The organism is Natranaerobius trueperi (assembly GCF_002216005.1).
GTDB classification, from domain to species: Bacteria; Bacillota; Natranaerobiia; order Natranaerobiales; family Natranaerobiaceae; genus Natranaerobius_A; species Natranaerobius_A trueperi.
The window spans coordinates 49,252-73,335 of sequence record NZ_NIQC01000005.1 but is presented as its reverse complement, the minus strand read 5'-3'; the positions used below and the strand labels follow the sequence as shown (position 1 = coordinate 73,335).

26 protein-coding genes and 2 pseudogenes are annotated in these 24,084 nt (G+C 31.9%); 22 read left to right on the top strand and 6 right to left on the bottom strand.

Annotated elements, in window-relative coordinates:
* Nucleotides 1–14: 14 nt before the first annotated feature.
* A complete protein-coding gene (locus tag CDO51_RS03715; protein WP_089022955.1) occupies nt 15–257 on the bottom strand; it encodes a hypothetical protein in 243 nt (80 codons plus the stop codon).
* A gap of 2 nt (nt 258–259) precedes the next feature.
* Between CDO51_RS03715 and CDO51_RS03710 the strand changes: the two genes are divergently transcribed.
* From CDO51_RS03710 to CDO51_RS03690, 6 genes are all read left to right on the top strand, one after another.
* On the top strand, nt 260–556 hold the full coding sequence (locus CDO51_RS03710) for a hypothetical protein (RefSeq protein ID WP_089022954.1): 297 nt from the start codon (nt 260–262) through the stop codon (nt 554–556).
* 208 nt (nt 557–764) lie between these two features.
* The gene (locus tag CDO51_RS13715; RefSeq protein WP_158212297.1) at nt 765–932 is read left to right on the top strand and encodes a hypothetical protein; all 168 of its coding nucleotides are present in this window, start codon (nt 765–767) and stop codon (nt 930–932) included.
* A 101-nt stretch (nt 933–1,033) separates the two neighbouring features.
* Entirely contained in the window at nt 1,034–1,243 is a 210-nt protein-coding gene (locus CDO51_RS03705) for a lipopolysaccharide assembly protein LapA domain-containing protein (protein ID WP_158212296.1), read from the top strand.
* Between the two features lie 251 nt (nt 1,244–1,494).
* Nucleotides 1,495–1,788 (top strand): sigma factor, encoded by a 294-nt coding sequence (locus tag CDO51_RS03700; RefSeq protein WP_089022952.1) that lies wholly within the window; start codon nt 1,495–1,497, stop codon nt 1,786–1,788.
* Nucleotides 1,775–2,125: a hypothetical protein gene (locus CDO51_RS03695; RefSeq protein WP_089022951.1), complete on the top strand. Its 351-nt coding sequence runs from the start codon at nt 1,775–1,777 to the stop codon at nt 2,123–2,125. Before CDO51_RS03700 ends, CDO51_RS03695 begins: the two co-directional genes overlap by 14 nt.
* Nucleotides 2,118–3,158 (top strand): anti-sigma factor domain-containing protein, encoded by a 1,041-nt coding sequence (locus CDO51_RS03690; RefSeq protein ID WP_089022950.1) that lies wholly within the window; start codon nt 2,118–2,120, stop codon nt 3,156–3,158. Before CDO51_RS03695 ends, CDO51_RS03690 begins: the two co-directional genes overlap by 8 nt.
* A gap of 24 nt (nt 3,159–3,182) precedes the next feature.
* Here CDO51_RS03690 and CDO51_RS03685 read toward each other — a convergent pair whose 3' ends face one another.
* Nucleotides 3,183–3,695, bottom strand: a complete 513-nt coding sequence (locus tag CDO51_RS03685; protein ID WP_089022949.1) for a hypothetical protein — start codon at nt 3,693–3,695, stop codon at nt 3,183–3,185.
* Nucleotides 3,696–3,874: 179 nt separating this feature from the next.
* On the opposite strand from CDO51_RS03685, the gene CDO51_RS03680 reads away from it, so the two are divergent.
* From CDO51_RS03680 to CDO51_RS03620, 13 genes and pseudogenes are all read left to right on the top strand, one after another.
* Nucleotides 3,875–4,711, top strand: a complete 837-nt coding sequence (locus CDO51_RS03680; protein WP_089022948.1) for a hypothetical protein — start codon at nt 3,875–3,877, stop codon at nt 4,709–4,711.
* A 62-nt stretch (nt 4,712–4,773) separates the two neighbouring features.
* Nucleotides 4,774–5,310: a hypothetical protein gene (locus CDO51_RS03675; protein ID WP_089022947.1), complete on the top strand. Its 537-nt coding sequence runs from the start codon at nt 4,774–4,776 to the stop codon at nt 5,308–5,310.
* A gap of 229 nt (nt 5,311–5,539) precedes the next feature.
* Nucleotides 5,540–6,052 (top strand): transcription repressor NadR, encoded by a 513-nt coding sequence (locus tag CDO51_RS03670; RefSeq protein WP_089022946.1) that lies wholly within the window; start codon nt 5,540–5,542, stop codon nt 6,050–6,052.
* Nucleotides 6,053–6,106: 54 nt separating this feature from the next.
* A pseudogene (nadA, locus tag CDO51_RS03665) lies at nt 6,107–7,018 on the top strand (quinolinate synthase NadA); the annotation flags it as partial.
* Between the two features lie 22 nt (nt 7,019–7,040).
* Nucleotides 7,041–8,675: an L-aspartate oxidase gene (gene nadB, locus CDO51_RS03660; protein WP_089022944.1), complete on the top strand. Its 1,635-nt coding sequence runs from the start codon at nt 7,041–7,043 to the stop codon at nt 8,673–8,675.
* On the top strand, nt 8,635–9,477 hold the full coding sequence (nadC, locus tag CDO51_RS03655) for a carboxylating nicotinate-nucleotide diphosphorylase (protein ID WP_089022943.1): 843 nt from the start codon (nt 8,635–8,637) through the stop codon (nt 9,475–9,477). The genes nadB and nadC overlap by 41 nt, the downstream gene beginning before the upstream one ends.
* Nucleotides 9,478–9,830: 353 nt before the next feature.
* Nucleotides 9,831–11,159, top strand: a complete 1,329-nt coding sequence (gene prdC, locus CDO51_RS03650) for a proline reductase-associated electron transfer protein PrdC (RefSeq protein WP_205842097.1) — start codon at nt 9,831–9,833, stop codon at nt 11,157–11,159.
* A gap of 19 nt (nt 11,160–11,178) precedes the next feature.
* Nucleotides 11,179–12,954 (top strand): D-proline reductase (dithiol) proprotein PrdA, encoded by a 1,776-nt coding sequence (prdA, locus tag CDO51_RS03645; protein WP_089022942.1) that lies wholly within the window; start codon nt 11,179–11,181, stop codon nt 12,952–12,954.
* Nucleotides 12,955–12,957: 3 nt separating this feature from the next.
* Entirely contained in the window at nt 12,958–13,170 is a 213-nt protein-coding gene (locus CDO51_RS03640) for a CBO2463/CBO2479 domain-containing protein (RefSeq protein WP_089022941.1), read from the top strand.
* Complete coding sequence (prdB, locus tag CDO51_RS14910; RefSeq protein ID WP_089022940.1) at nt 13,167–13,892, top strand: D-proline reductase (dithiol) protein PrdB; 726 nt, start codon at nt 13,167–13,169, stop codon at nt 13,890–13,892. The genes CDO51_RS03640 and prdB overlap by 4 nt, the downstream gene beginning before the upstream one ends.
* Before the next feature lie 55 nt (nt 13,893–13,947).
* Nucleotides 13,948–14,952 (top strand): proline racemase family protein, encoded by a 1,005-nt coding sequence (locus CDO51_RS03630; RefSeq protein WP_089022939.1) that lies wholly within the window; start codon nt 13,948–13,950, stop codon nt 14,950–14,952.
* A 29-nt stretch (nt 14,953–14,981) separates the two neighbouring features.
* Entirely contained in the window at nt 14,982–15,878 is an 897-nt protein-coding gene (locus CDO51_RS03625) for a sulfite exporter TauE/SafE family protein (RefSeq protein WP_089022938.1), read from the top strand.
* Between the two features lie 237 nt (nt 15,879–16,115).
* On the top strand, nt 16,116–16,862 hold the full coding sequence (locus tag CDO51_RS03620) for a LysM peptidoglycan-binding domain-containing protein (protein ID WP_089022937.1): 747 nt from the start codon (nt 16,116–16,118) through the stop codon (nt 16,860–16,862).
* Between the two features lie 27 nt (nt 16,863–16,889).
* On the opposite strand, the gene CDO51_RS03615 is transcribed toward CDO51_RS03620, so the two are convergent.
* Both CDO51_RS03615 and CDO51_RS03610 read right to left on the bottom strand, forming a co-directional pair.
* A complete protein-coding gene (locus CDO51_RS03615; protein ID WP_143824673.1) occupies nt 16,890–17,981 on the bottom strand; it encodes a CoA protein activase in 1,092 nt (363 codons plus the stop codon).
* On the bottom strand, nt 17,953–18,939 hold the full coding sequence (locus tag CDO51_RS03610; RefSeq protein ID WP_089022935.1) for an acyl-CoA dehydratase activase-related protein: 987 nt from the start codon (nt 18,937–18,939) through the stop codon (nt 17,953–17,955). The genes CDO51_RS03615 and CDO51_RS03610 overlap by 29 nt, the downstream gene beginning before the upstream one ends.
* Before the next feature lie 133 nt (nt 18,940–19,072).
* Here CDO51_RS03610 and CDO51_RS03605 point away from each other — a divergent pair, with 133 nt between their 5' ends.
* Nucleotides 19,073–19,522: a hypothetical protein gene (locus CDO51_RS03605; RefSeq protein WP_089022934.1), complete on the top strand. Its 450-nt coding sequence runs from the start codon at nt 19,073–19,075 to the stop codon at nt 19,520–19,522.
* 28 nt (nt 19,523–19,550) lie between these two features.
* Here the strand turns inward: CDO51_RS03605 and trkA are convergent, their stop codons facing one another.
* Nucleotides 19,551–20,894, bottom strand: coding sequence for a Trk system potassium transporter TrkA (gene trkA / locus CDO51_RS03600; RefSeq protein ID WP_089022933.1), 1,344 nt, complete (start codon nt 20,892–20,894; stop codon nt 19,551–19,553).
* A 9-nt stretch (nt 20,895–20,903) separates the two neighbouring features.
* Entirely contained in the window at nt 20,904–22,061 is a 1,158-nt protein-coding gene (locus CDO51_RS03595; RefSeq protein WP_089022932.1) for a cation:proton antiporter, read from the bottom strand.
* 169 nt (nt 22,062–22,230) lie between these two features.
* On the opposite strand from CDO51_RS03595, the gene CDO51_RS03590 reads away from it, so the two are divergent.
* Together CDO51_RS03590 and brnQ are read left to right on the top strand one after the other, a co-directional pair.
* On the top strand, nt 22,231–22,551 hold the full coding sequence (locus CDO51_RS03590; RefSeq protein ID WP_205842094.1) for a hypothetical protein: 321 nt from the start codon (nt 22,231–22,233) through the stop codon (nt 22,549–22,551).
* Between the two features lie 233 nt (nt 22,552–22,784).
* A pseudogene (gene brnQ, locus CDO51_RS03585) lies at nt 22,785–24,075 on the top strand (branched-chain amino acid transport system II carrier protein).
* Nucleotides 24,076–24,084 lie beyond the last annotated feature (9 nt).

The following is a 24,084-nucleotide window of genomic DNA, read 5'->3' as shown; positions in this document are numbered from 1 at the left end:
CTCTAACCTTCATATTATCCAAGTATCCGCATAAACTCTTTCAAATTAACACCATTTTCTCTAACGAAAAAGTTGATTTTAGATAACTTCTCGCAAGCATGGTCAGAGAGAGTAACCCCCTCAACAATAAAATAATAACCAATTACCTCTGACCATTTATAACTAATCTCCCATATTTCGTTACCATTTTTTTGTTCCAATATAGTTCCTAACTCTTCAAGTTCATTTTCTAATATTGGTTGGTGATGGGAAAACAACTTTGACGTTTACATCTTCTAATTGTGAATATAATCAAGAAAATGAAGCCACGTCTAATTCTTTTGATATTGATGCGTTTATTAAGTATGATCCGATGACTATTTATTTTAGTCAAGATATCAACCCACCCTTATCATTAAACACAACTGTGGGTAACAAAAAATCAACAAACTTTGATTTTAGAGGACGGATGCTTTTAAAGGAAGATACAGTTTATCAAGAGTATAATGATGATTGGCACATTAATGACTTTAATGGGTGTGTATGGATAAAAATTTTCAATACTTTCATAATATAGAACTAGCTCTATTTTTAGAATTAGCTAATGATAAGCAAAATCTTATTCCTTACGAAAGAAGAACGATTTTTTAGTAATTAATTATAATATAGACGAGAAAACTTTTAAAAAAATAATGACAGAATATCTAGAAGAATTTATAATTGAAAACTTTCAATTAGATGAACAAGAAAAATTACAGAGTGAATATTAGGAGTTACTTAAAAAGATGAAAAACTCTATAGACATTTCTATGGATAAGAACATATATTTAAATCAAGAAAACTTTAAAATAGAAAAAATGGATATCGATACTAATTATAGTTTTGTATTATCTAATCATAGTACTGATGATAATAACTTAGAAATGGAGTTTAATTTAAATTCTGATTATTAAATTAATTAAAAGATTATGGTAAAGAATTTGAAATCCCACAAATAGATAACTCGATTATTCAAAAAGAGTTTGAAACTAATTAGAAATGGGGGAGGATGAGATTGAAACCTAAAGCGATTGCTATCATTGTCTTAATAATGTTGTCTTTGATTTTACTATTTCAAAATACTCATACAGTCGAATTAGAAATCCTTTTTTGGCAGGTTAGTGCACCTTTAATTTTGTTACTTCTGCTCTGTTTAATTGGTGGGTTTTTAATAGGATATTTAGCTAAAGCATTATATACAGTAACTAAAAGACCAAGAATGTAAATTCTAGTCGCCGTATAATACGGTGACTTTTTTTATTGTACCATTCTTAAAAATTTTCTATAATAAAAAGATGTCGAAATTTGTTCCGTATTTTATCTAAAAGAGTACCCAAAAACAGTATAACTTTACGTAATGATATTTAAGGGTGTGATGTGATGAAAAAAAGAGAACTTGCATTAATAGAAGCTGCACAAAATGGTGACGAAACTACAGTTGAAGAGCTGATACATTTATAAATTTTATACTAGAAGTTGCTTCTTATAGTTGTAATCGAAAACTTTGAATGGGAAAATGATGATGAGTTAAGTATTGCTTTACTTGCCTTCAATGAGGCTATAAATCACTATGATTTAACTTCAGAAAAGAAATTTAAAAACTATTCTCGAATGTTGATAAAAAGTCGGCTGATAGATTTTTTTCGTAAAGAATCTCGTCATCATCTTCCATCAGAAGGTTCAAATGATGATGAAACAGAACAAGTTGAAATAAAAGCTGCTTATTGTGAATATAAGAATAAAAGACTGCACAAGAATGAAACAATTTGAAGAATTACTTAACAATTATTACCTTTCTTTTGATAAATTAGAAAAAGAATGCCCAAAACATCAGAAAACTCGTGACACATTAGTTGAAGTAGCTAAAATTATTGCAACAGATAATAAATTTTTAGATTATGTAAAAAGAAAGAAACGGCTTCCTTTGATAGAATTAGTGTTAAGAACAGGAGTCAGTAAGAAAACACTGAAACGTGGTAGGAAGTACATATTAGCTGTTACATTAATTATCTCAGATAATAGATTTGTTTATCTTAAATCCTTGTTTTCTTTACCAATAATCAAAAGTGATATTAACTCTCCGAAAGGGGATGAAGATAGTGAGTAAAACAAAAGTAGTTGTACTTAAGGTTGAAGGAAAATATATGAGAGTTGCAACAGAAGATCGACAGTTTTTAAAAATTCCAATAACAAAAGAACCTTCACCTGGTAAGGAAATATGGATAGATAATAGTCAAAATGGACGTATCTTTAGCTATCGTACAGTTGCAGCTGCAATGTTTTTATTTGTCTTATTAGGAGGTATTTATACAACTATTTTTACAGGTGAACAACCAGTAGCATATGTAAGTATTGATATTAACCCGAGTTTTGAATTCGCCTTAGATGAGAATAAAGAAGTGCTAGAAGTAACACCTTTAAACGATGAAGCAAAAAGATTAGATGAAAACATGGAATTAGAAGGGAAAAAATTACAACACTCACTACAGTCCTTACTAATGTTATCAAGAGAAGCTGGTTATATAACTTTAGAAAATGAAAATGCAATTTTTGTAACAGTAGTTAATACCCAAGAAGAGAGTGTTACAAAAAATTATAAAGATATGCGTGATGAAATAACAAAAGCTATAAAAGATGAAAATATACCAGGAAGAGTAGGAATTCAAACTGCTACACTAGAGGAAAGGTCACATGCAAAAGAAAAACAAAAATCCCTTAATGAGCACCTTTTAAAAAAGAAAGTATCTGAAGAGACCGGTTCTATAAAAGATTTTGAAAAAACAAAGGGAAAAGGATGGTTACAAAAATTAGACGATTCAGAAGTTACTTTAGATAAAATATTTGATGACTCTGAAAAAATAAAAGGACCACCTTCGTCTACTCCAGGTTTTGATGAGCATCCACAACATGATGAGCATCCTAGAAAAGATGATCATCCACCAGGAAACCAAGGGGAGGATAAAGGTAGAGAAGTTCCCGGACCACCTAGTGATAAAAATTATAATAAAGGTCATGATGATCTACCTAACTCACCAGATAAACCAGATACACCTCCAGGACAGAAAAATCGGGAAAAAAACAATAATCCATCTGAGCAAGCACCTGGGAAAGGACTACCAGACAATCCAGGGAATAATTAACTAAAGCTCACAGCGTGGGCTTTTTTAGTTAGAATCAGATCTTTTAGGTGAACCTAATGACTTAAAATGAGGTTTATAAAGATTTGGATTTACTAACTTTGTTAAAAGAATAGCTGATGTTAATCCAAAAGCAGCATGAGATATCATTAAAGTAAATGAAGTTTTCGGGTCTTGTTCTTTTATAGAACTCGCTCCTAACCTAGCGAGTACACCATAAGCAAAGGACCAAGTCAAATCTCCCATAGCTATTCCTTTTACTAAAGAATAATCTTTTCCAGTAAAAGTAAATAAATAACTAGTGCATACACCTAGAAAAGCTGCTACAGCATTATCTGCTAAAAAACCATTTAGTTTACCTAATTGAGTTTTAATTTTACGCTTGGGCATAAAAAAACCAACAGCTTTCATTATTCCTGTATTTTTACTATATCTACTTTTAAATGCAAACTGTTCAATAGCATTTTTTAATATATTCGCACCCAAACCTGCAATAATTCCTGCAAGTACCCTGTCATTAATTTTTTTAATATAAATCACCTTCTTATTTATATTAATCAGTCTTATTTTGTTAAATTTTACGTATCAATATACAGCAAGTAGACTAATTTTCAACTTTTTGGATAGTGTCACATTAACTACTTTTCGTGTTGCTTGTCCCTTTAATATAGGAGTGTTAGAATAATGAAAAATACAAGTTTTTGAAAGGAGAGGACAAAGTGTCAAAATATCTTAAAAAAGCACCAGGATACATATTCTTTTTTGTTTTAGGATATTTAATCATTACTTTTTTATTAACTTATTTAATAGATGTGCAGAATATATTTGGACTTCAAAACCTAGCGAGAAGATTTTATGAAGTTACTTCTGTACGGTCAAGTGAGGCTACTGAACCTTTATTTTTTGCACATATATTTAAAGAGGCTGGTCCTACTGAAATTTTTCAATGGGTTTTATTAGCATCCTCTATAGGCTACTCTGCTTATTTAAATGGACGAATTGAAGGACAAAAAAACTTTTCAAAAAGATTTACATTATTATTCTTAATAGGGTTAACAGTAATGTTACTAGAAGACTCTGGAAATATCCGTCACACTTTAACAACTTATATCCCTACTACTCTTCAATTCTTAGGTATAGATAATTTTCTTACAGATAGAACTGTAATAGAACTTATTTTCTATGCTATATTAGGTGCTATTATGCTAGCTTCCTTTTATTATTTCTATAAACATGCTTGGCATTATAAACAGGCACGTTCATACTTGATTATAGGTTTTTGTAGCTATAGTGTTGCTTCTGTGGCTTCTGCTACAAGAAATATAGGACAATGGTATATAGTTGTAGGAGAACGTATTAATAATCTAATAGCAGATGGCGTTATGGCAAAAAACATTTCTGATATAGATATACCTGGTAATTTTACTTCAGGGGAAAGAGTAGGCTTTTTATTGATGGATAATTTATTTGAAGAATCTATTGAATTACTAGGAGCTGGTGCTCTTTTAGCAGCAATTATTTCGTATGGTTTTTTTATATCAAAAGATGAAAGTTAACAAAACTTTAATTAAGTATACGTCTTAAGTTAATGGAACAAATGTGGGGGAGGGGTAATTTATTGTTTGATAAGGCTTTTACAAATTTATATTGGGGCTTTTTATTTGTTTCATTAGATTTTCGGATTAATGGAGTTACATTACTACCTGACATTATAGGATATATCTTATTTGCAGTAGCTCTATCATCACTAGCTTCACATAGTAAGTACTGGGATAAAGCAAAAAACTTTAACTTACCTATGATCTTTGTATCTCTTTTTACAATTTATGAACCACAGAATCATGGTGGTGGATTGAATGTACAATTTAATCTAATAGAACTACTAGCTATAATATTAAGTTTATTTGTTGTTTACCATATCTTTATGGGAATTAAAGAAGTAGGGGATAGTAAAGAACAATATGAAATAAGTGAAGAAGCACAACAGAAGTGGTATTACTTCTTAGGAGTTAAAATAGCTTCATTAGTAGGTTTTGTTTTTCTAGTAGTTCCTTCAATAGCTGTTGTCTATGTTATAGCTGTACTGATTGCAAATATAACAATCACTCTTCTGATAATGGGCTTTATATCAAAATGCCAATTAAGCCTTAAATAGAAAAAACGCCTGCCCTTAAGTGGGATCAGGCGTTTTTCTATTTACAATTATTAGAAACGACCTACAATTACATCATCTTCATCTAAAATTCCAGCGTCAATATTATTACAAAGTATAAAAAGTGCAAAGGAAATAATAAGTTAAACCTAGTTGACAGGATAGTTAAATTCTGATAATTTACTTTTAGGTGTAAAGACAGGTGTAAAGAAAAGTAGAGTGGAGGTAAAATATGAAAGCTGAGACAAGACGAAAACAAATTTTAGAGAAGTTATCATCTGAAAATCCTGTTACAGGTACTTCTTTAGGAAAAAAATTTGATGTAAGTAGACAAGTAATAGTACAAGATATTGCTCTTTTACGTGCACAAGGTCATGATATTATAGCTACACCACAAGGCTATATTAATAAATCAAAAAATCAAAATGGATATATTTTAACAGTTGCAAGTAAGCATGATAGAAAAGATATTAAAGAAGAATTAGAAACAATTGTAGATTTAGGTGGTAACGTTTTAGAGGTTGTTGTTGAACATCCAATTTATGGAGAGATTACAGGGCATCTGATGATACGATCTAGAAGAGATGTTCAAAATTTCATTGATAAATTAGAAAATTTTAATGCAAGTCCATTAGCTACTTTAACAGATGGTGTTCATATACACAAAATAGAAACACCGAATGAAAGTGTAGCAATAGAAATCAAACAAGCTTTAAAAAATAAAAACTTTTTAGTTAAAGACTAGGTTTTTTTACTTTTATGTGTAAAGACACATGACAACACACGAAGGGAGAGATTTAAGGTGAATAACTTTACCAATACGCAAAAAGAAATAATTAAATTAAAAGAGAAGAAAGATGCCACAATATTAGCTCATAACTATCAAATACCACAGATACAAGAGATATCTGATTTTGTAGGAGATTCATTTGAATTAAGTAAAATTGCCACAGAAGTTTATAACTCAGTAGTTGTATTTTGTGGAGTACATTTTATGGCTGAAAGTGCTAAAATACTTTCTCCACAGAAAAAAGTGATTTTACCTGATGAGAGAGCTGGTTGTCCGTTAGCAGATATGGCAACTCCAGATCAAGTAAGGAAGATGAAAGAGAGATATCCAAATGCAAAAGTTGTAGCATATGTAAATACTAGTGCAGATGTAAAAGCAGAAAGTGATATATGTTGTACTTCTTCAAATGCTGTTGAAGTGGTAAATTCATTAGATACAGATGAAGTTATATTTTTACCAGATCAAAACTTAGCGAACTATGTCTCACAATTCACCGATAAAGACATAATTCCTTGGAATGGATACTGTATTTCACATTCACGGGTAACTATAGAAGAGGTTAATAAAACTAGAGAATTTCATCCAAATACACCAATAATAGTCCATCCTGAATGTCCAAAAGAAGTGAAAGATAAAGCTGATTACATTATGGGAACTGGGGGTATGGTTAAGTTTGCAAAAGAAACAGACTATTCTAAAGTAATTATCGGAACAGAAGAGGGGTTATTACACAGATTAAGGCGAGAAAATCCAGGTAAGGAGTTTTATCTATTGAGCCCTAGTTTCTTTTGTTCGAATATGAAAAAAATCACATTGCAAGGGCTGTTATCATCTCTTAAAAACTTATCACCTGAAGTAAACGTACCAGAAAAGACAAGATCTAAAGCTTATCAAACTTTAGAGAAAATGCTTAATAACTGAAATAAAAGGAGGAATTAGTACCTTGAAGCCTATTATTCGTCATTTTCCTGTGTTAGTTCTAGGGTCAGGGATAGCAGGGATGTGTGCAGCAAGTGAGGCTTCTAAAAAGATAGAAACTGCGCTTGTTACAAAACAGGATATTACTGGGAGCAATACTTATTTAGCTCAGGGAGGAATCGCTGCAGCAGTAACAAGTTTTGATAGCCCTTCTTTACATCAACAAGATACACTAAATGCTTCAAGTGGATTATCTGATATCGATATAGTTAAAAGTATAACTGAAAAGGCACCAGAAACTATCACTTCATTACAAGAATTAGGGGTAAGTTTTGATTCAAAAAATAATGAATATCAATTAGGACGTGAAGGGGCTCATTCAAAAAGACGTATTTTAAAGTGTGGTGGCGATAGAACAGGTAAGTTTATATCAAAAAGTATTCAAAATAAGATTAATGAAACAGATAATCTCACCACTTTTTATTCACATTCGTTACTAAAGCTTTTAATTAAATCAAATATATGTGTTGGTGCATTAACTATAGATGATAATGGTTTGATTCATATATTTTTTTCAGAAGTAACTATTCTTGCTACTGGGGGATATAGTGCTCTTTTTGAAAATAGCTCTAATAATGAACAAGCATTAGGAGTTCCGATTGGTGAAGCTATACTTTCAGGTGTTCAAGTTTCAGACCTAGAATTTATTCAATTTCACCCAACAGCTTTTAAATCTGATAATAAATGTTATTTAATATCAGAAGCTGTACGGGGTGAAGGTGGATTATTAAAAGATCAATATAATAATAGAATAATGGAACATGTACATCCGATGAAAGAATTAGCACCTCGTGATATAGTAGCAGCAACTATATATAAAAATATTAAACTTGGTAGACGAGTCTATTTAGATGCAAGTCATATGAGTTCAGGGTTTGTAAAAGATAGGTTTCCTGGGATTACTGAAATGTTAGAAAAATATAATCTGGATTTGGCTACAGATAAAATTCCAATTACACCTTCTGCTCACTACAGTATTGGTGGTGTATCGATTAATAAAGAAGGTGTTACTAATATACATGGTCTGTTAGCTGTAGGTGAAGTCTCAGCTAGTGGATTTCATGGTGCTAATAGGTTAGCTAGCAATTCGCTTTTAGAAGGTGCTTGTTTGGGGTTAGTTACAGGAAAGACAGCTGTGAGAATAAATAAGACAAATTATTTTAAAAAAATAAAAACTAATGTTCGATCTTATATGTGGGATAAATACAGTAATATATACTCGAAAGTTAATATTAACGAGTTAAGATTAGACAGTTGTAATGACATAAATGAAATTCAGAAAATAATGTGGGATTTTGTTGGGGTTATACGAGATGAAGAAAAACTTAAACAAGGTAATAGGGCTATAAATGAAATTGAAACAAAGTTAACTTTTCAGTCTGATTATCTAAAAGAGTTATCACCATTAACTAAAATAATCACTTTAGCTAAAGTGATTACTAAATTTTCCTTAAATAGAAAAGAAACTCGGGGAGTGCATCGAAGAAAAGATTATCCTAATAAAAGGAAAAAATATTTATATAGACAAACCTATAACCACAAGAAAGGATGGCTATATCATGACAATGATTTACAAAGACTGGCTAGATCAGATAATTAAAAATGCTTTAAATGAAGACCTAGGGAGTGGTTTAGACTTAACTACTAGTTCAATACTAGGTTCCCAAGATATTTTTGGGAAAGCAATAATGATTACTAAAGAATCAGGAGTTTTAGCTGGTAGTTTTGTAGTGGAGCGGGTCTTTAAAAATATTTCTTGTGAAATTGAGTGTAAAGAATTAATAAAAGATGGACAAAACGTAGCTTATGGAGAGCCTGTAATGGAAATTTCGGGGCCACTTGCACAAATTTTAATGGGAGAACGTTTAGCTCTTAATTTTTATCAACGTCTTTCAGGAATAGCTACTAAAACAAACGAACTTGTTGAACTAATTTCTAATTACTCTTGTGATATTTTAGATACTAGAAAGACTACACCAGGTATACGACCTCTTGAAAAGTATGCAGTTAGAATGGGTGGAGGACTTAACCATAGGATGGGCCTTAACGATGCTGTAATTATAAAAGATAATCATAAGAAAGTAGCAGGCTCTATAACTGAAGCCTTGAAAAGAGTCAAAACAAATGTTGGTCCAATGGTTAAGGTTTCTGTAGAAACTACTAACTTACAAGAAGCAAAAGAAGCTTATCAAAATGGTGCAGATATTATTTTATTAGATAATATGACAATAGAAGACCTTACAAAATGTGTGAGACTTCTTTCAAATAAAGTTCTACTAGAGGCATCGGGTAATATAACAAAAGATAATATTATAGATGTAGCTTCTACTGGTGTAGATTTTATTTCGATCGGAAGTATCACACATTCAGCTACAAGTTTAGATTTAAGTTTAAATTTTTAAAGCCCTTTAAAGGGCTTTTTTGTTTTGAAACAAATAATACTTTAAAGAACTGATGTTAAATGAGATCTACATATAACTTGAACCGATAGTTATTATGGGATAAATAACAAGAACTTGAGAAGACTCTTTGAGTCTTTTTTTTGTATATAAAAAATGAAATAACACATAAATAAACTAGGATGATGCTATTTTACTAATCAAATATAAACTATTTTTTATTATCAAAGAGTTAAACAGAATTATACTTTTGATACATCAAAAACCTTAATTACCCTTATTTTGAAACTTATTACCAAAAGTATAAAGATCTTTAAATACTATCAAACTATAATTAAAAACAAGGGGGTGAATTATTGAAAAAAATAACCTTAATGAATCACATAGGAGAACCTGCAGAACCTTTAGTTGAAATTGGAGAAACGGTAGAAACAGGGCAGGTAATAGCAAAGAGCGAAGAAGATGCTTTAGGGTCAATCTACCATTCATCAATAGAAGGAAAAGTTAAAGATGTTACAAATGAAGCTATATTTATAAAACCATTAGATAAAGATGGCTTACCGATACAAGAAATGTCTCCAGAAAGTGAAAAAGACATATTAAAGCTTGACGAGGATGACTCTCTTTCGTTGATAAAAGCTGCAGGAGTGGTAGGTTCTGGGGGAGCTGGTTTTCCGACATACAAAAAGCTTGACTTAGATTTAGGTGGGGAAGGTATTGTGATTGCAAACGGAGTGGAATGTGAACCATATCTACTTCATAACAAAGAAAGAATGAAGAAAAACCCAGAAGATATTATTACCGGGATTAAAACAGCTATGTCATTAGTTAATGCAAATAAAGCTTATATAGTTGTGAAAGAAAAGGAAAAAAAAGTTGTTGATGTATTAACTAATAAATTAAAAGATGAAGAAAAGATTGAAGTAAAAACAGTTAAAGACATATACCCCATGGGGGAAGAACGAGCGATCATAAGAGAAGTGTTAGGTAAATTATTAGAACCAGATGAGTTACCTTTAGAGGCAAATACTGTAGTTCTTAATATCGAAACACTTTTAAATGTTAAGAGAGCAATAGTTGATAGAACTCCAGTAGTTGCGAAAGATATAACTTTAGTAGGAAGAATTGGTGAAGGACGTACTCAAAAACCTTTGTTCGATGTACCATTAGGAACTACAATAGAAGAGTTAATCGAGGAAAGTGGTGGTCTTTCGAATTCTGTTGGTGAAATAATAATGGGTGGTCCTTTTACTGGTCAAAATGTCACTTTAGAAACTCCAGTGAATAAAACAACAGGAGGTGTAATAGTTACATTACCCCTTCCAAATAGAGAAAAAATGAAAGTTGGTCTTTTAGAATGTGGCTGTGGAGGCCAAGGAGAGAGACTAACTGAGTTAGCCGAAAAAATGGGTGCAGAAGTTGTTGGTACTGAAAAGTGTAAACAGGCGGTTGAGATGAAAAATGGCAATTTAAAGTGTACTAATCCAGGTGAATGCCCAGGGCAGGCTGAAAAAATACTAAATCTAAAGAAGAATAAAGCAGATGCAGTAATAACAGGTACTTGTGCAGATTGTACAAATACAGTTATGGGTGTTGCACCTAAACTGAAATTAGGTGTTTTTCACTCAACTGATCATGTAAATAGAACTATGGGTGACAGACTTGTTAGAAAATTAAAAGAATAACGTAAATGGGGGGTTCAATATGGCAATTTCTAGAGAACAAGCTGAACAGTTAAAAGATGAACCAGCGGTTGTTTGCTGTAAAACAGAAGAAGGTAAGAAAATTGCTCCTGAGGATCTAGAAGATCCGAATATTTTTGGTGACTTAGAAGACTCTGGGCTATTAGAATTAGGAGATGATGTTTTAACTATAGGAGATGTATTAGATAATGAGTTAAAGGTTTCGGCAGATGCACTAACTCCACTTAATTCAGAAATGGTAGATGTAGATGTGGTCAGTAAAAAAGAAAGTAAAGAAGACACACAGGAAAAAATTCCCGAAACAAACACAGTTAAACACTCACAAGGTGCGAATGATGGAATTGTGAAAATAAAGATTGACGAAGGTAAAGGGATAGACCTACAAATTCCAATTTCATGTGGTAAAAGTGCACCTACTGTTACTACAGATAAAAACATACAAAATGAGACAAATGAAATAATTAGTAAAGATGAATCAACTGATAAAAAAACAGAAGAAGAAATTAAAAGAGAATTAGCTATTAAAAGTTTTAAAATTAATAAGGTTAACTTATCAGATGAAACAAAAATCGAAAATGATAAACTTTTATTAGAAAAAGGTTTGAAAGATAAAGCTATCAAGAAAAATGATTTAGTAGTTGATGTAGAGTTAGATATTATAGAACCAGGTAACTTTGATGTTGAGGTTAACACTATTATGGATGTGCTACCTGTAGCTACTAAAAAAGAAGGAGACTTAGGTGAAGGAATAACTTATCATTTAGACGGTGTGTCGGTTATCTTGACTGGAACCGAGAAAAATGGTAGTCAAATTGGCGAATTTGGTAGTTCAGAAGGCACATTAGAAAAAAATGTAAAGTTTGATAGGCCTGGTGCGCCAAATAAAGATGATTACATAATTAAAGTAGATGTAACCATTAAAGACGGAAGCTCTATGGAGCGACCTGGACCTTTTGCGGCTCATGATGCTTGTGATGTAATAATTCAAAGCATTAGAGAAGAACTTAAAAAATTAGAAGAATCTAAAGCCAATACTAAAACAATTTATAAAGATACTCGCAGAAAAGGTAGACCGAAGATTCTTTTAGTAAAAGAGATCATGGGACAGGGAGCAATGCACGATAATCTTATTCTACCTAAAGAACCGTGTGGTGTTATTGGAGGATTCAATAATGTAGACCTTGGTAATATTCCTACTCTTATAACCCCAAATGAAGTAAGAGATGGAGCCATTAGAGCTATGACTTGTATAGGACCTGCTTCAAAAGAAACCACTTTACATTATTTCAATGAACCTTTAGTAGACCTGTTAGCTAAAGAGTCGGAATTAGATCTATGTGGTGTATGTTTTATAGGGTCACCACAAGAAAATGATCAAAAGTTTTATGTATCTAAACGACTCGGAAGACTAGCAGAGTCATTAGATCTAGATGGAGCAATAGTTATCACAGAAGGGTTTGGAAATAATCATATAGACTTTGCAAGCCATATAGAAGAGGTTGGTAAAACCAAAACATCGGTTGTAGGTATGACATTTGCAGCTGAACAAGGGGCTTTAATCGTGGGTAACAAATATATGGATGCTATGGTTGACTTAAATAAATCAAAGGATGGAGTTGAGACAGAAATCTTACAAGAAAATTGTGTAATTAAAGAAGATGCTAAAAGAGCTATAGCTATGCTTAAAAACAAGATAGCTGGTGAAGAGATTGAAAAGCCAAGTAAATCATGGAGTCAAGAGATTATAGATAGTAATCAAGAAATTGTTCGAGACTAGGAAGTGATTGTGATACTTGATAACTACGGATTATATTATTTTAAAGGAACAGTCACGAAAGTAGATTCTGGTTCATGTGAAGTTGAATTAGATGGTAGGATGGGAAGAATTTATGTTCCTATCAGACTACTTGTATCCGATAAAAGTATACAAATAGGTGATATGGTGGAGCTTAAAATTTCACCAATCATTGTAAAAGGAGGAAAAGAGATATGAGCCTAACGACTTACAAGGGATTAAAGTCTGAAATATATGTTCCCTTAATGCCGTCTCCTATCTGGACTGAAGTAGATTTTGATCTAAATGACGCAAAAATAGCATTAGTAACTGCTGCGGGGGTACATGAAAAAACTCAAGATAGATTCAATCTAGCTGGTGATTCAACATTTAGGAAAATCTCTTCAAAAAGTAGTCCTGATGATTTAATGGTTACTCATGGTGGATATGATCAAGCCGATGTAAATAAAGATATTAACTGTATGTTTCCAATAGAACGAGTTAATGAGCTTGTTGATGAAGGTACTCTTGGAGGACTTTCAAAACACCATATTGGTTTTATGGGTGGTGGAGGTGACCAGACTAAGTTTAAGGAATATACTGGTCCAGAAATTGCTCAAACACTAAAAGATGATGGAGCAGATATTGCTGTACTTACTGCTGGATGAGGTACATGTCACCGCTCTGCCGTGATTGTGCAGAGAGCAATTGAAGAAGTTGAGATTCCTACAATACTTATAGCAGCTTTACCTCCTGTTGCTAGACAACAAGGTACCCCAAGAGCGGTAGCTCCAGCGGTTCCAATGGGGGCGAACGCTGGTGCACCTAATGACAAAGAAATGCAACGTAATATTTTACTTGATGCACTTAAAAACTTGAAAGAGCTAGATACACCAAGTCAGATAGTACAATTACCTTATGAATACAAAGCTGATGTATAAATATATGGGTACCTTTCAGTTAGTCTGAAAGGTACCTAATAAAAGGAGGATGTAGATGAAATTTGATCAAATGATAACAGCAGTGGATTCTCATACTATGGGAGAACCAACTAGGGTTGTTACTGGTGGTCTACCTTCTATTAAAGGAAACTCAATGGTGGAAAAAAGAGATTATTTAGAGAAAAATTATGATAATATACGGACAGCTTTAATGTATGAACCAAGAGGACACCGAGATATGTTTGGCTCTATATTATTAGAGCCTACAAATAGTAAGGCAGATATTGGAATTATATTTATGGATGGTGGAGGATATTTAAACATGTGTGGCCACGGTTCAATAGGGGCTAGTAAAGTGATAGTTGAAACGGGAATGGTTCCTGTTACAGAGCCGTATACAAAAGTTACTTTAGAATCTCCTGCTGGGCTTATTAATGCCTTTGTTAAAGTAGAAAATGGTTATGTGGGTGAAGTAACAATTGAAAACGTGCCATCATTTCTATATAAGGAAAATGTTAGTGTGGATGTAAAAGGGATTGGGACTATAAATTTAGATATAAGTTTTGGTGGCAGTTATTTTGCTCTTGTTGATAAAAATGAATTAGGGGTTGAAATAGATGTTGACCAATCTTTACAAATTCTTGAAACAGGACTAGAAATTAGAAAAGCAGTTAATGAGCAAGTAGAAATTAAACATCCTGAACTTTCGAATATCAAAACAGTTGACTTGGTGGAAATATATGATAAGAAACCTAATACAGATGCAGATGTTAAGAATGTTGTTGTTTTTGGTCAAGGACAGATTGATAGGTCTCCTTGTGGAACGGGACTTTCGGCAAAAATGGCTAGTCTATTTGGAAAAGGGCAATTAGATATAGGTAAAAAATATGTCAGTGAAAGTATTACGGGAACTCGTTTTATAGGTGAATTAATTAAAGGAGTAACAGTAGGAGATTACAATGCAGTTATTCCTAAAGTTACTGGTAATGCTTTTATAACTGGTCTACAAAAGTTTGTTATTCAAAAAGAAGATCCACTAGCTTATGGGTTCGAAATATAGTAACCTATCAAAAGGAGTTGTGAGCTATTATGCAAATTGTTCTGTTAGGTGTTTTAAGTGTAATGGCAATTTGGTTTTTAGTACACTGGATTAAAGCAATTAAAGATCAAAAACCAAGCTTTGATAACTTTGCCCATTTAAGTGTCGTAGGATTTGTAACTAATTTCTTTGATACGCTCGGAATAGGTTGTTTTGCCCCTACTACAGCATGGTTTAAGGGAGCTAAACTAGTAAGAGACAAAAAAATCCCAGGAACTCTTAATGTTGGTTTTACAACTACTGTAATCCTTATGTTCTTTATTTTCATTGATAGAGTCGAAGTAGATCCACTTACACTAGTATTGATGATAGGTGCAGCTTTATTTGGTGCTGTTATTGGAGCGGGTATAGTGTCTGGGTTGCCAGAGAAAAAGGTACAATTAGGTATGGGAATAGCATTGTTAGTAACAGCCCTTTTTGTATTTTTAGGTCAAGTTGAATTAATGCCTGTTGGTGGAGATGCAATTGGTTTACGTGGTTGGAGGCTTATAGTAGCTGTGGTAGTTAACTTCATTTTAGGTGCATTAATGACTTTAGGAATTGGTTTGTATGCACCTTGTATGGCTTTAGTTTACTCACTAGGTATGAATCCGGTGGTTGCTTTCCCTATTATGATGGGTTCATGTGCTTATTTGATGCCCGGAGCTGCTGTAAGATTTATAAAAAAAGGAGCAGTAGATTTAAGAGCATCTGTAGGACTTACATTAGCAGGAATTCCAGCAGTATTCATAGCAGCTTTTTGGGTAACAGAGATGCCAATTTATATTCTGACATGGTTGGTATTTGTCATAGTAACATATGCAGGTATAATTCTGTTACGTGATGGTATTAGAAATGAACAAGAAGAATATAAGCCGGATATACCACCTACTGATGATACATGGTAAATTTATATATTAGAAATCTAGTCTCATTGATTGAAATAAACGGTGTGAACCTTTAAAGGTTTGCACCGTTTATTTTTTAGTTTTGAAAAGTTTAATACTTTTGTAAAGGAAATTCATTTCCCCGGAAATAAATTTCCTTTAATCATTTCTTATCCACTTTTATAGAGTAGTCATTGTCATTTTTTGAATTAATAACATAAGATTTATTAAAGTTAGACTGAAGGAGGAATAACATGCGTGGAAGAAAGCCATATCGCTGTCCAAAAGACTATAAAGGTAGATATACTGTTCAAGAAAATGACACTATTTTTTTCAATTGCGAGAGAATATGGTGTAAAGGTTCAATCCTTAATAGATGTTAATCATCATATACCAGATTTTGATAATTTAAGACCAGGAGATGTTTTATGTGTGCCAGATGATAAGGTAGAAGGAAGAGTACCAGAACAATGTCCAGAAGGATTTGAGGGCAGATACACAGTCCAACCAGGAGATACGATGTTTAATATAGCGAAAATGTTTAGAGTGGATTTAAATGATTTAATAGATGCTAACCTTCATATTGAAGATCCAAATGTTATTTTCCCAGGAGACGTTCTGTGTGTTCCAAAAGAACCGCCAGAAGTAGCTACAAAAGTTATTATATCACTGAAGATAGGTAAAAACGAGTTTGGATTTACCGATCAGTGGGAGGCTTCATTGTATGAAGGGGCAGTACCAGGTGAAGAAACTGCTGCTAGATTTACCGAATGGAAACAAGCAGTTGATAATGTAGTTACTTTTGAACTACCAGAAGAAGTTAGAGAAAATTTTGAAGCACCTTTTGGAGTAGAAGATGAAACTTATGTTCGTATAAGGACGTTAGATAATAATATATATCCAATTTTTGATATAGTGACCAAACCATTCACTTTAGGAAAAAATGTTAAAATTATAGTGCCTGTGTCTTTTATATCAAAATCAATTAAACTACCACGAAAATAAAAGAGCTCCTTTTTTGGAGCTCTTTTATCATGAGATGATTTTTGAACTTTCTCGTTTTCTTTCTAATAAATCGTAAAAAGCTTCTAGTCTAGTTACAAGTCCAGCTTCACCAGTATTTTCATCAATAATGATAGTTAAAAGTGATATATCATAAGTGTTACTAACATGAGGTAAAATATTTTGAGCTACTATTTCTGGTGTACATGTAAATGGCATCATATGGACTAAACCATCAAATCCATGTTTTGCCTTTAGAACAGCCTGCCCAACTGATTCTCTACCATGCCCTCCTACAAAATTATTTAGGAACGGCTGTGATTCTTTATATATAGGTTTGTTTCTATTTACACCAAATTTTTCGAGAAAAACCTTATTTAAGATCCAATCACTTAAAAAAATAGTTCTTTCTACATAAGCGCCTAGTTCTCCTAATTTTTTCTCAATATTCATATTCACTTGATGTTCAGTCATGATGTAAATATCACCTATAATGGCAATTTTTATTGGGTCGATCTCCTTATTTTTAAGTTTATTTAATTCAAAATTCATTTCTTTGTAAATATCATTTAATTCTTTATTACTAGTAGTTAGGAAAATTTCATTTTGAATGTCTTTATATATCTTATTAAGTTGATCTTTCTTATCTGTTGTAGGTCTAACTTCATTCATTTTTTTATCTAATTCATCTATAACTTTTAATTTATTAAAAGTTAGATACAAAGCAGTTAAAACATGCTTCCAAGAATTATAATTACCTACTTTTTTTAATTGTGAAGCTAACTCCCGAGCATTATCTTCAGGAGACTCTATTATTATCATTTCAAAATTATATCCTAACTCTGTTAATATTCTTCTTTGAATTTGAGCATAATATCCAAACCTACAAGGTCCTTGTCCCCCAAGCATAATAATAGTATCTGCTCCTAATTCTAATGCTTCTATATAGTTTCCCATATTAATCTTTAAAGGTAGACAAGCAAATTCAGGTGAATACTTTGTTCCTATATCCATTGTTTTTTTAGTAATAGGAGGAGGAGAGATTGTTTGTAATCCTAATGATTTAAATAATGAATTTAAGGCTAAAGATAAGTTACCCATGTGTGGAAACGTAATTTTCAACTGATTTCTTCCTCCTTTTCAACATATCAATAAAAGCTTCTATTCTTGTGATAAAACCAGCTTTACCCTGATGTTCATCAATAGTTAATGTTAACACTGGTACTTTTTTATTTCGTAACACACGTTCAGTTAGCTCAAATATTAAAGAATCAGGGCCACACCCAAATGATGTGAGCATTATTACTCCATCTACATCTTTTTTATAACTATGTTTAATTGCTGTACCCAATAGTTTTTCTCCTGAACACCAAAAAGGATTTTTTTCAGTAATCTTATTAAGGTATTGCTGTTTTGTAGCTTTTGAAACCATTTCTGAAGTTAATATTTTAACATTGTTTTTTTGAAGGAGATGTTGGATTTTAAAATTTATATATTCATCATTAACGTTATAGGGGTGACCTAAAACACTTATAGTAAGTTCGTAATCGTTAAAAGAAGTATTAGTTTCTTTTAAAATTTGTGCAGGTGTATACCCCTCAAGTAACTGAGTTTCATATTCATGTTGCATTGAAAGTGCTTCACGATAAGAGTTTATTGTTGAGATAGGATTATTTCCAATTTGTTGTCCTAACTTAATAAGCTCTTTAAAATAGGTAAAGTTATTTTTACTCGTATCAACATTACAAGTTAATATTTGTTTTTGTGTTTTTATTCCAGTACTTATAATATCTGAAATCCCTAATAATTTAGGGCAAGTGTATTTTTTCTTTTCGGTGCTTACATATCTTGGTGAGAAAATTGCATCTATATTTTCTTTATTTACTAAACTTATTACATGTCCTAAATAAACCTTTACAGGTAGACAAACATCACCTATAGAAAAGTTAATACCTTTTTCTAAAATTAAAGGATCAGTTGATTTCGAGACCACGACTTTATGGCCTAAATTTTGAAAAAATGCTTTCCAAAATGGAAAATACTCATAATACCAAAGACCTTTAGGGATTCCAATTTTCATAAGCAAATCTCCTTTCTGATATCTAGTGTAATATTTTTAACAAACTACACTAAGCTTTATACGTGCTAAAAAAGTATATTTTAGTTTTTAAAACAAAAAATAAAAATACTTAAAAAAGGTTGGGTGAGCTATAATGAAAGAAAACAACTTTTTTGTAAAAGGCCCTTTAGTAGCTTTGATTGTAAGTGTCCCATTAAATATAGTTGAGTATCTTGGTACTATCGTTGGAGTAAATAATTATCCGATATGGGATATAGCAGCTTCAATTTATTTTTCTCAAAATAATGTTTTTAATATGTATGGTTTCATAATTGGATTGGTATCACATTTAACTGCAGTTGCTGTACTAGGAGCTGGAATTGAGTATGTAATTTATTTTACAGGACGTGAGTATTATCTTTTTAAAGGGCTTATTATAGGTTTAGTATTTTACGTTGTTTTATTTGGAATATTATTACACAGTGGGTTATTTAATATTATCCCCGTAACCGGTGTGGAATATATATTTCATTTAATTTTACATATTATCTTTGGGGTATTAACAACATGGCTGATAGTTAAGTTTAAAAGGAATAGTCGTTAATAAAAAAGTTCCTAACAAAAGGAACTTTTTATGCGTTATTATGAAAATATTTATTAAATAGTTTAGTTTTATTAGGTGGAGTGAAAATTACTAATTTATCGTTTGTCTTTAAAGTTGATTTATCTTCTGGGATAAAGATTTCTCCATCTCTAACAATAACACCAATTTGAATATCTTTGGGTAAGTTGATTTCAGAGATTTTTTTACCTACAACAGGAGCACTTTCGGGTAGTAATAATTCTGTAGCTATTCCTTCACCATGACGTAATATCGTTAAAGAAACAATATCTTGTTCTCTTGTAAAACGCATGATCTGAGAAGCCGTTGTTAGATGAGGGTTAACTGTACTTTCAATTCCAACAGAATCAAAAATTGATTCATAGTTTACATCAACTATCTCTGAAATTGTATCTACCCCGTTACTTTTAGCCATAATTGAAGCGATTATATTTGTTTTATCATCACCTGTCACAGTAACAACAACATCAGCCTCAGCTATTTCTTCCTCATTAAAATACTCACCTTCTAATACAATACTACTTTTTAAATTTCTTTTTAAAAACTCACTGCGATTAGAGTCTTTTTCAATGATCTTAATCATAAAATTATGATCTTTCCTTGATTCCAAATTTTTTGCTAAATTATAGCCGGTAATTTTACCTCCAAGAATTAAAATTCGTTTATTATTAAGCTCTTTATGAGAAATTTGCCAGTTTGCATCTTTTATAGCTTCTATGTCCCCAACTAAATAAACTATGTTATCAGAAGAAATTTGATTATTATCACTAGGTATTTTAAAATGATCGCCTTGCTTTTTTATACCGATAAGGTTACATCCTTCTGGTAAAGAGCACTCTTCTAACTTTTTATTTACTAGTTCACCTTCTTGTGATGCGAATAAACCTAACATGGCAACTTTCCCATCAGCAAAGAATTCAATATCAGTTGCATGAGGGAAATGTATAAGCTCCACAATTTCTTGTGCCATGGCTTTTTGTGGATTTATTATATAATCAATACCTACATCTTTTTTTGAAAGTCCCCTTGTATCGCTTGTTCCTACACTTTCAGGGTTAAATAGTCTAGCTACCGTTACATAAACACCAAGATTTTTAGCAATCATACAAGATAGTAAATTAACTGCATCATCACCTGTAACAGAAATAATCATCTCAGCTTCCTTTATTTTAGCTTTTTTTAAGTCTTCTAAATTTGTACCATTACCTTCTATTACTAAAATATCTAATTTTTCTTTTAGTTTTTGTGCTTTTTCTTTATCTTTTTCAATTATAACAACTTTTTGTTTTTTCTTAATCAATCTCTCAGCAAAAACTCGACCAACTTCGCTTCCACCTATAATTACAACATACATGTAATCACCTCATATAAGTTTTCTGTTATTAACAAATTTATGTATCTTCTCAGACAATCCCGGAGCCCTAAACATAAATAATAATCCTATCAAGGCAGTTATGATTATGTAAACACCAGAAAAAGTTAAAACAGCTGGCTCTGCTAAACTAGCTATAATTACACTAAATTCACCTCTTTGTGTTAATGAAAGACCAGCTCTTAAAGATCCTTTTCTCGATAATCCATACATTCTACCTCCAGCTAGACCAATAAAGAACTTACTTACAATACTCCATAAAACTAGCACAAATAATGTAAATGGAAGAATTAAGCCTGCTTCAAAAGATATTGAAGTACCAAACCAAAAGAAGAAAAAAGGTAAAAGTATATTCTTTAGTGGCGAGATCTTTTCTTCTAATTCCTTTCCAGTTAAAGTTTCTGATAACATGACTCCTGCTAAAAAAGCCCCAAGTAATTTAGAAAGGTCTAACACGACTGCAATTCCTGAAACTAAAAAGACAATAGACATTATTAATAGCGGCATGTAATCAGTTTCTAAATACCGTTTAATAAAAACCTCAAGTCTACTGAAGAAGTAGCGGGCAACTAAAATAGAAACTACTGTCATTAAAATTGCTTTTATTAAAATAATTAATATTGAATCTAATTGCACCTGACCTTGAACAGTTAAAGCTGTTAAAACTGAAACCATTACAGGTGCAGCAATATCTTCAAAAATCAATAATGCTAGTTTGAATTCTGCTTCCGGAGTATGTTCTCTATCAGTTTCTTCTAAAGCTTTAATTGTAATAGAGGAACTTGTAGCATAACAAACCCCACCGATAATTAGCGCTTCAATTAGTCCAAATCCCATAAAATACGCAATCCCAAAACTTATACCAAAGTTAAAGATAATGTCTAAAATTCCAACTTTCCAGATTCTTCTCGATATATTCATTAAATGATTTAATGAAAACTTAAGTCCTAATAGAAAAAATAAAAGAACTATACCTATTTGAGCTATATCATGAATAACATCTGTTTCACTTTCACCTATAAACCTACTTAAAATAAGTCCTAATAAAATATAGGATAATAAAGTTGGTAAATGTAACCTACTAAAAAAATGACTTATTATAAAGAGCAAAAATAATAGGGTCCCACCACCTATTAAAATTAAGTCCATAAAACCTCTCCTAACTTTTAGGATATATTAGTTCCCATTTTTTATTTTGAACGTATTTGTACTAAATGATACTTTAAATTGTTTGTAATCACCTTGAAAAGTAAAGTCGCGGTCACTGACATAACTAAAGTACATAGTATGGAGAAAACAATAATTAGAAGGTATGTTTGTGACTAGATATCGTTATAGAAACCCTGAAAGAGAAGAAGAAAGTACTAATCAAGAAAACCCTCACTATAGACCGCCGAGACCGAAACCACCTGAAGAAAAATGCCCTAAAGAGCCTGGTACTTTAATTAGAATTTATATACCAGCAGGTGCGGTGATTGATCTAGGACCACTTAGAATTAGTTCTCCAGATGGAATATGTTTAATTGTTAGTATCCCATTCTTAGGAAAGCTAACTGGATTAGATGTAGGAGAGGTTATGGAACAAATTCAACAAGCGGGAGGAAATATAAAGGTAGAAAACCCACAAAATAACCAATAGTGATAAAAAATCGCAATTATTTATATATTGCGATTTTTTACTTAAGTGTTAAAACTACAAAATTACTAATTGATTTTTTAGTGATTTTTTTATAAAATAAAGATGAAATAAAAATCCTTTGTGCAAGACTAGATATATAGATTAAATACCTTTCTGCAAAAACATTTGGGAATTTTCTGAAAAAAGTGATATTTTTCACTTTTTGGAATAAAAAATAATTTAGGAGGGTAAAGATGAATAAAAAAGTAACTGATGTAATTGTTGTTGGTTTTGCTCTGTTTGCTATGTTTTTAGGTGCAGGTAATGTGATTTTCCCACCTTACTTAGGACATGCTTCTGGTTCTGAATGGTTACCAGCTATGATCGGTTTCTTATTAACTGGAGTTGGACTACCATTACTAGGGATTATAGCTGTAGCGAAAGCTGGTGGGACGGTTGACCATTTAGCTAAAAATGTTAGTAATAATTTTGGGAAGATTTTTGGGACAATAATTGTTCTTACAATTGGTCCTATGCTTGCTATCCCAAGAACTGGTGCTACTGCTTATGAATTAGGTGTTGCTCCATTTTTTTGGAGAAACTATCACAACCTCTATTATAACAACAGTTGTATTTTTTGGAATCACATTATATTTTTCATTGAATCCGTCTACTGTGATCGATCGGATTGGTAAATACTTAACACCAGTACTTGTAACTATTTTAGGTGTCATAATACTTGTTGGAATCTTTATGCCATTAGGAACCCCACAAGAAGTAGGAGCTGAAAATACTTTTACAATTGGATTTACTGAAGGGTATCAGACTATGGATGCTCTTGCGTCTATAATTTTTGCAAGTATAGTAATTTCTAGCTTAGTTGCAAGGGGTTATGAAACAGTATCAGATCAAATATCTTTAACTATTAAAGCTGGAGCAATAGCAGCTGGTGGACTTGGTCTTATTTATGGGGGACTTGTCTATTTAGGTGGAACTGCTAGTGCAGTTTTTGAACCTGGACTTCATAGAACAGAATTGTTAATTGGAATAAGTGATGGACTGTTAGGTAACATAGGTACTGCTGCACTAGGTATGAGTGTATTTTTAGCTTGTCTTACAACTTCCATAGGTCTTACAACTACTGTTGGTAAGTATTTTAATGATCTTTCAAAAGATAAGTTGAAATATCAGCATATAGCAATTGCTACAGTATTGTTCAGTTTATTTTTTGCAAACGTAGGAGTTGAATCTATTGTAAATATCGCTGCACCAATTTTAATAACTATTTACCCGACAGCTATAGTTTTAGTTATTATGTCCTTATTTGATAAATATATTAAGAATAAAACCGCTTATAAAGGCGCAGTATTAGCTACTTTCTTGATTGGTTTATTAGATGGTCTTAGAACATTAGATATTAACCCAGAAACAATAGAGATGTTATTATCATATTTACCATTATCTGAATATGGAATGCCTTGGATCGCACCAGCTATAATTTGTGCTATATTAGCTTCTATATTAAAGAAATCAGAGGTAGCTTAATGAATAGAT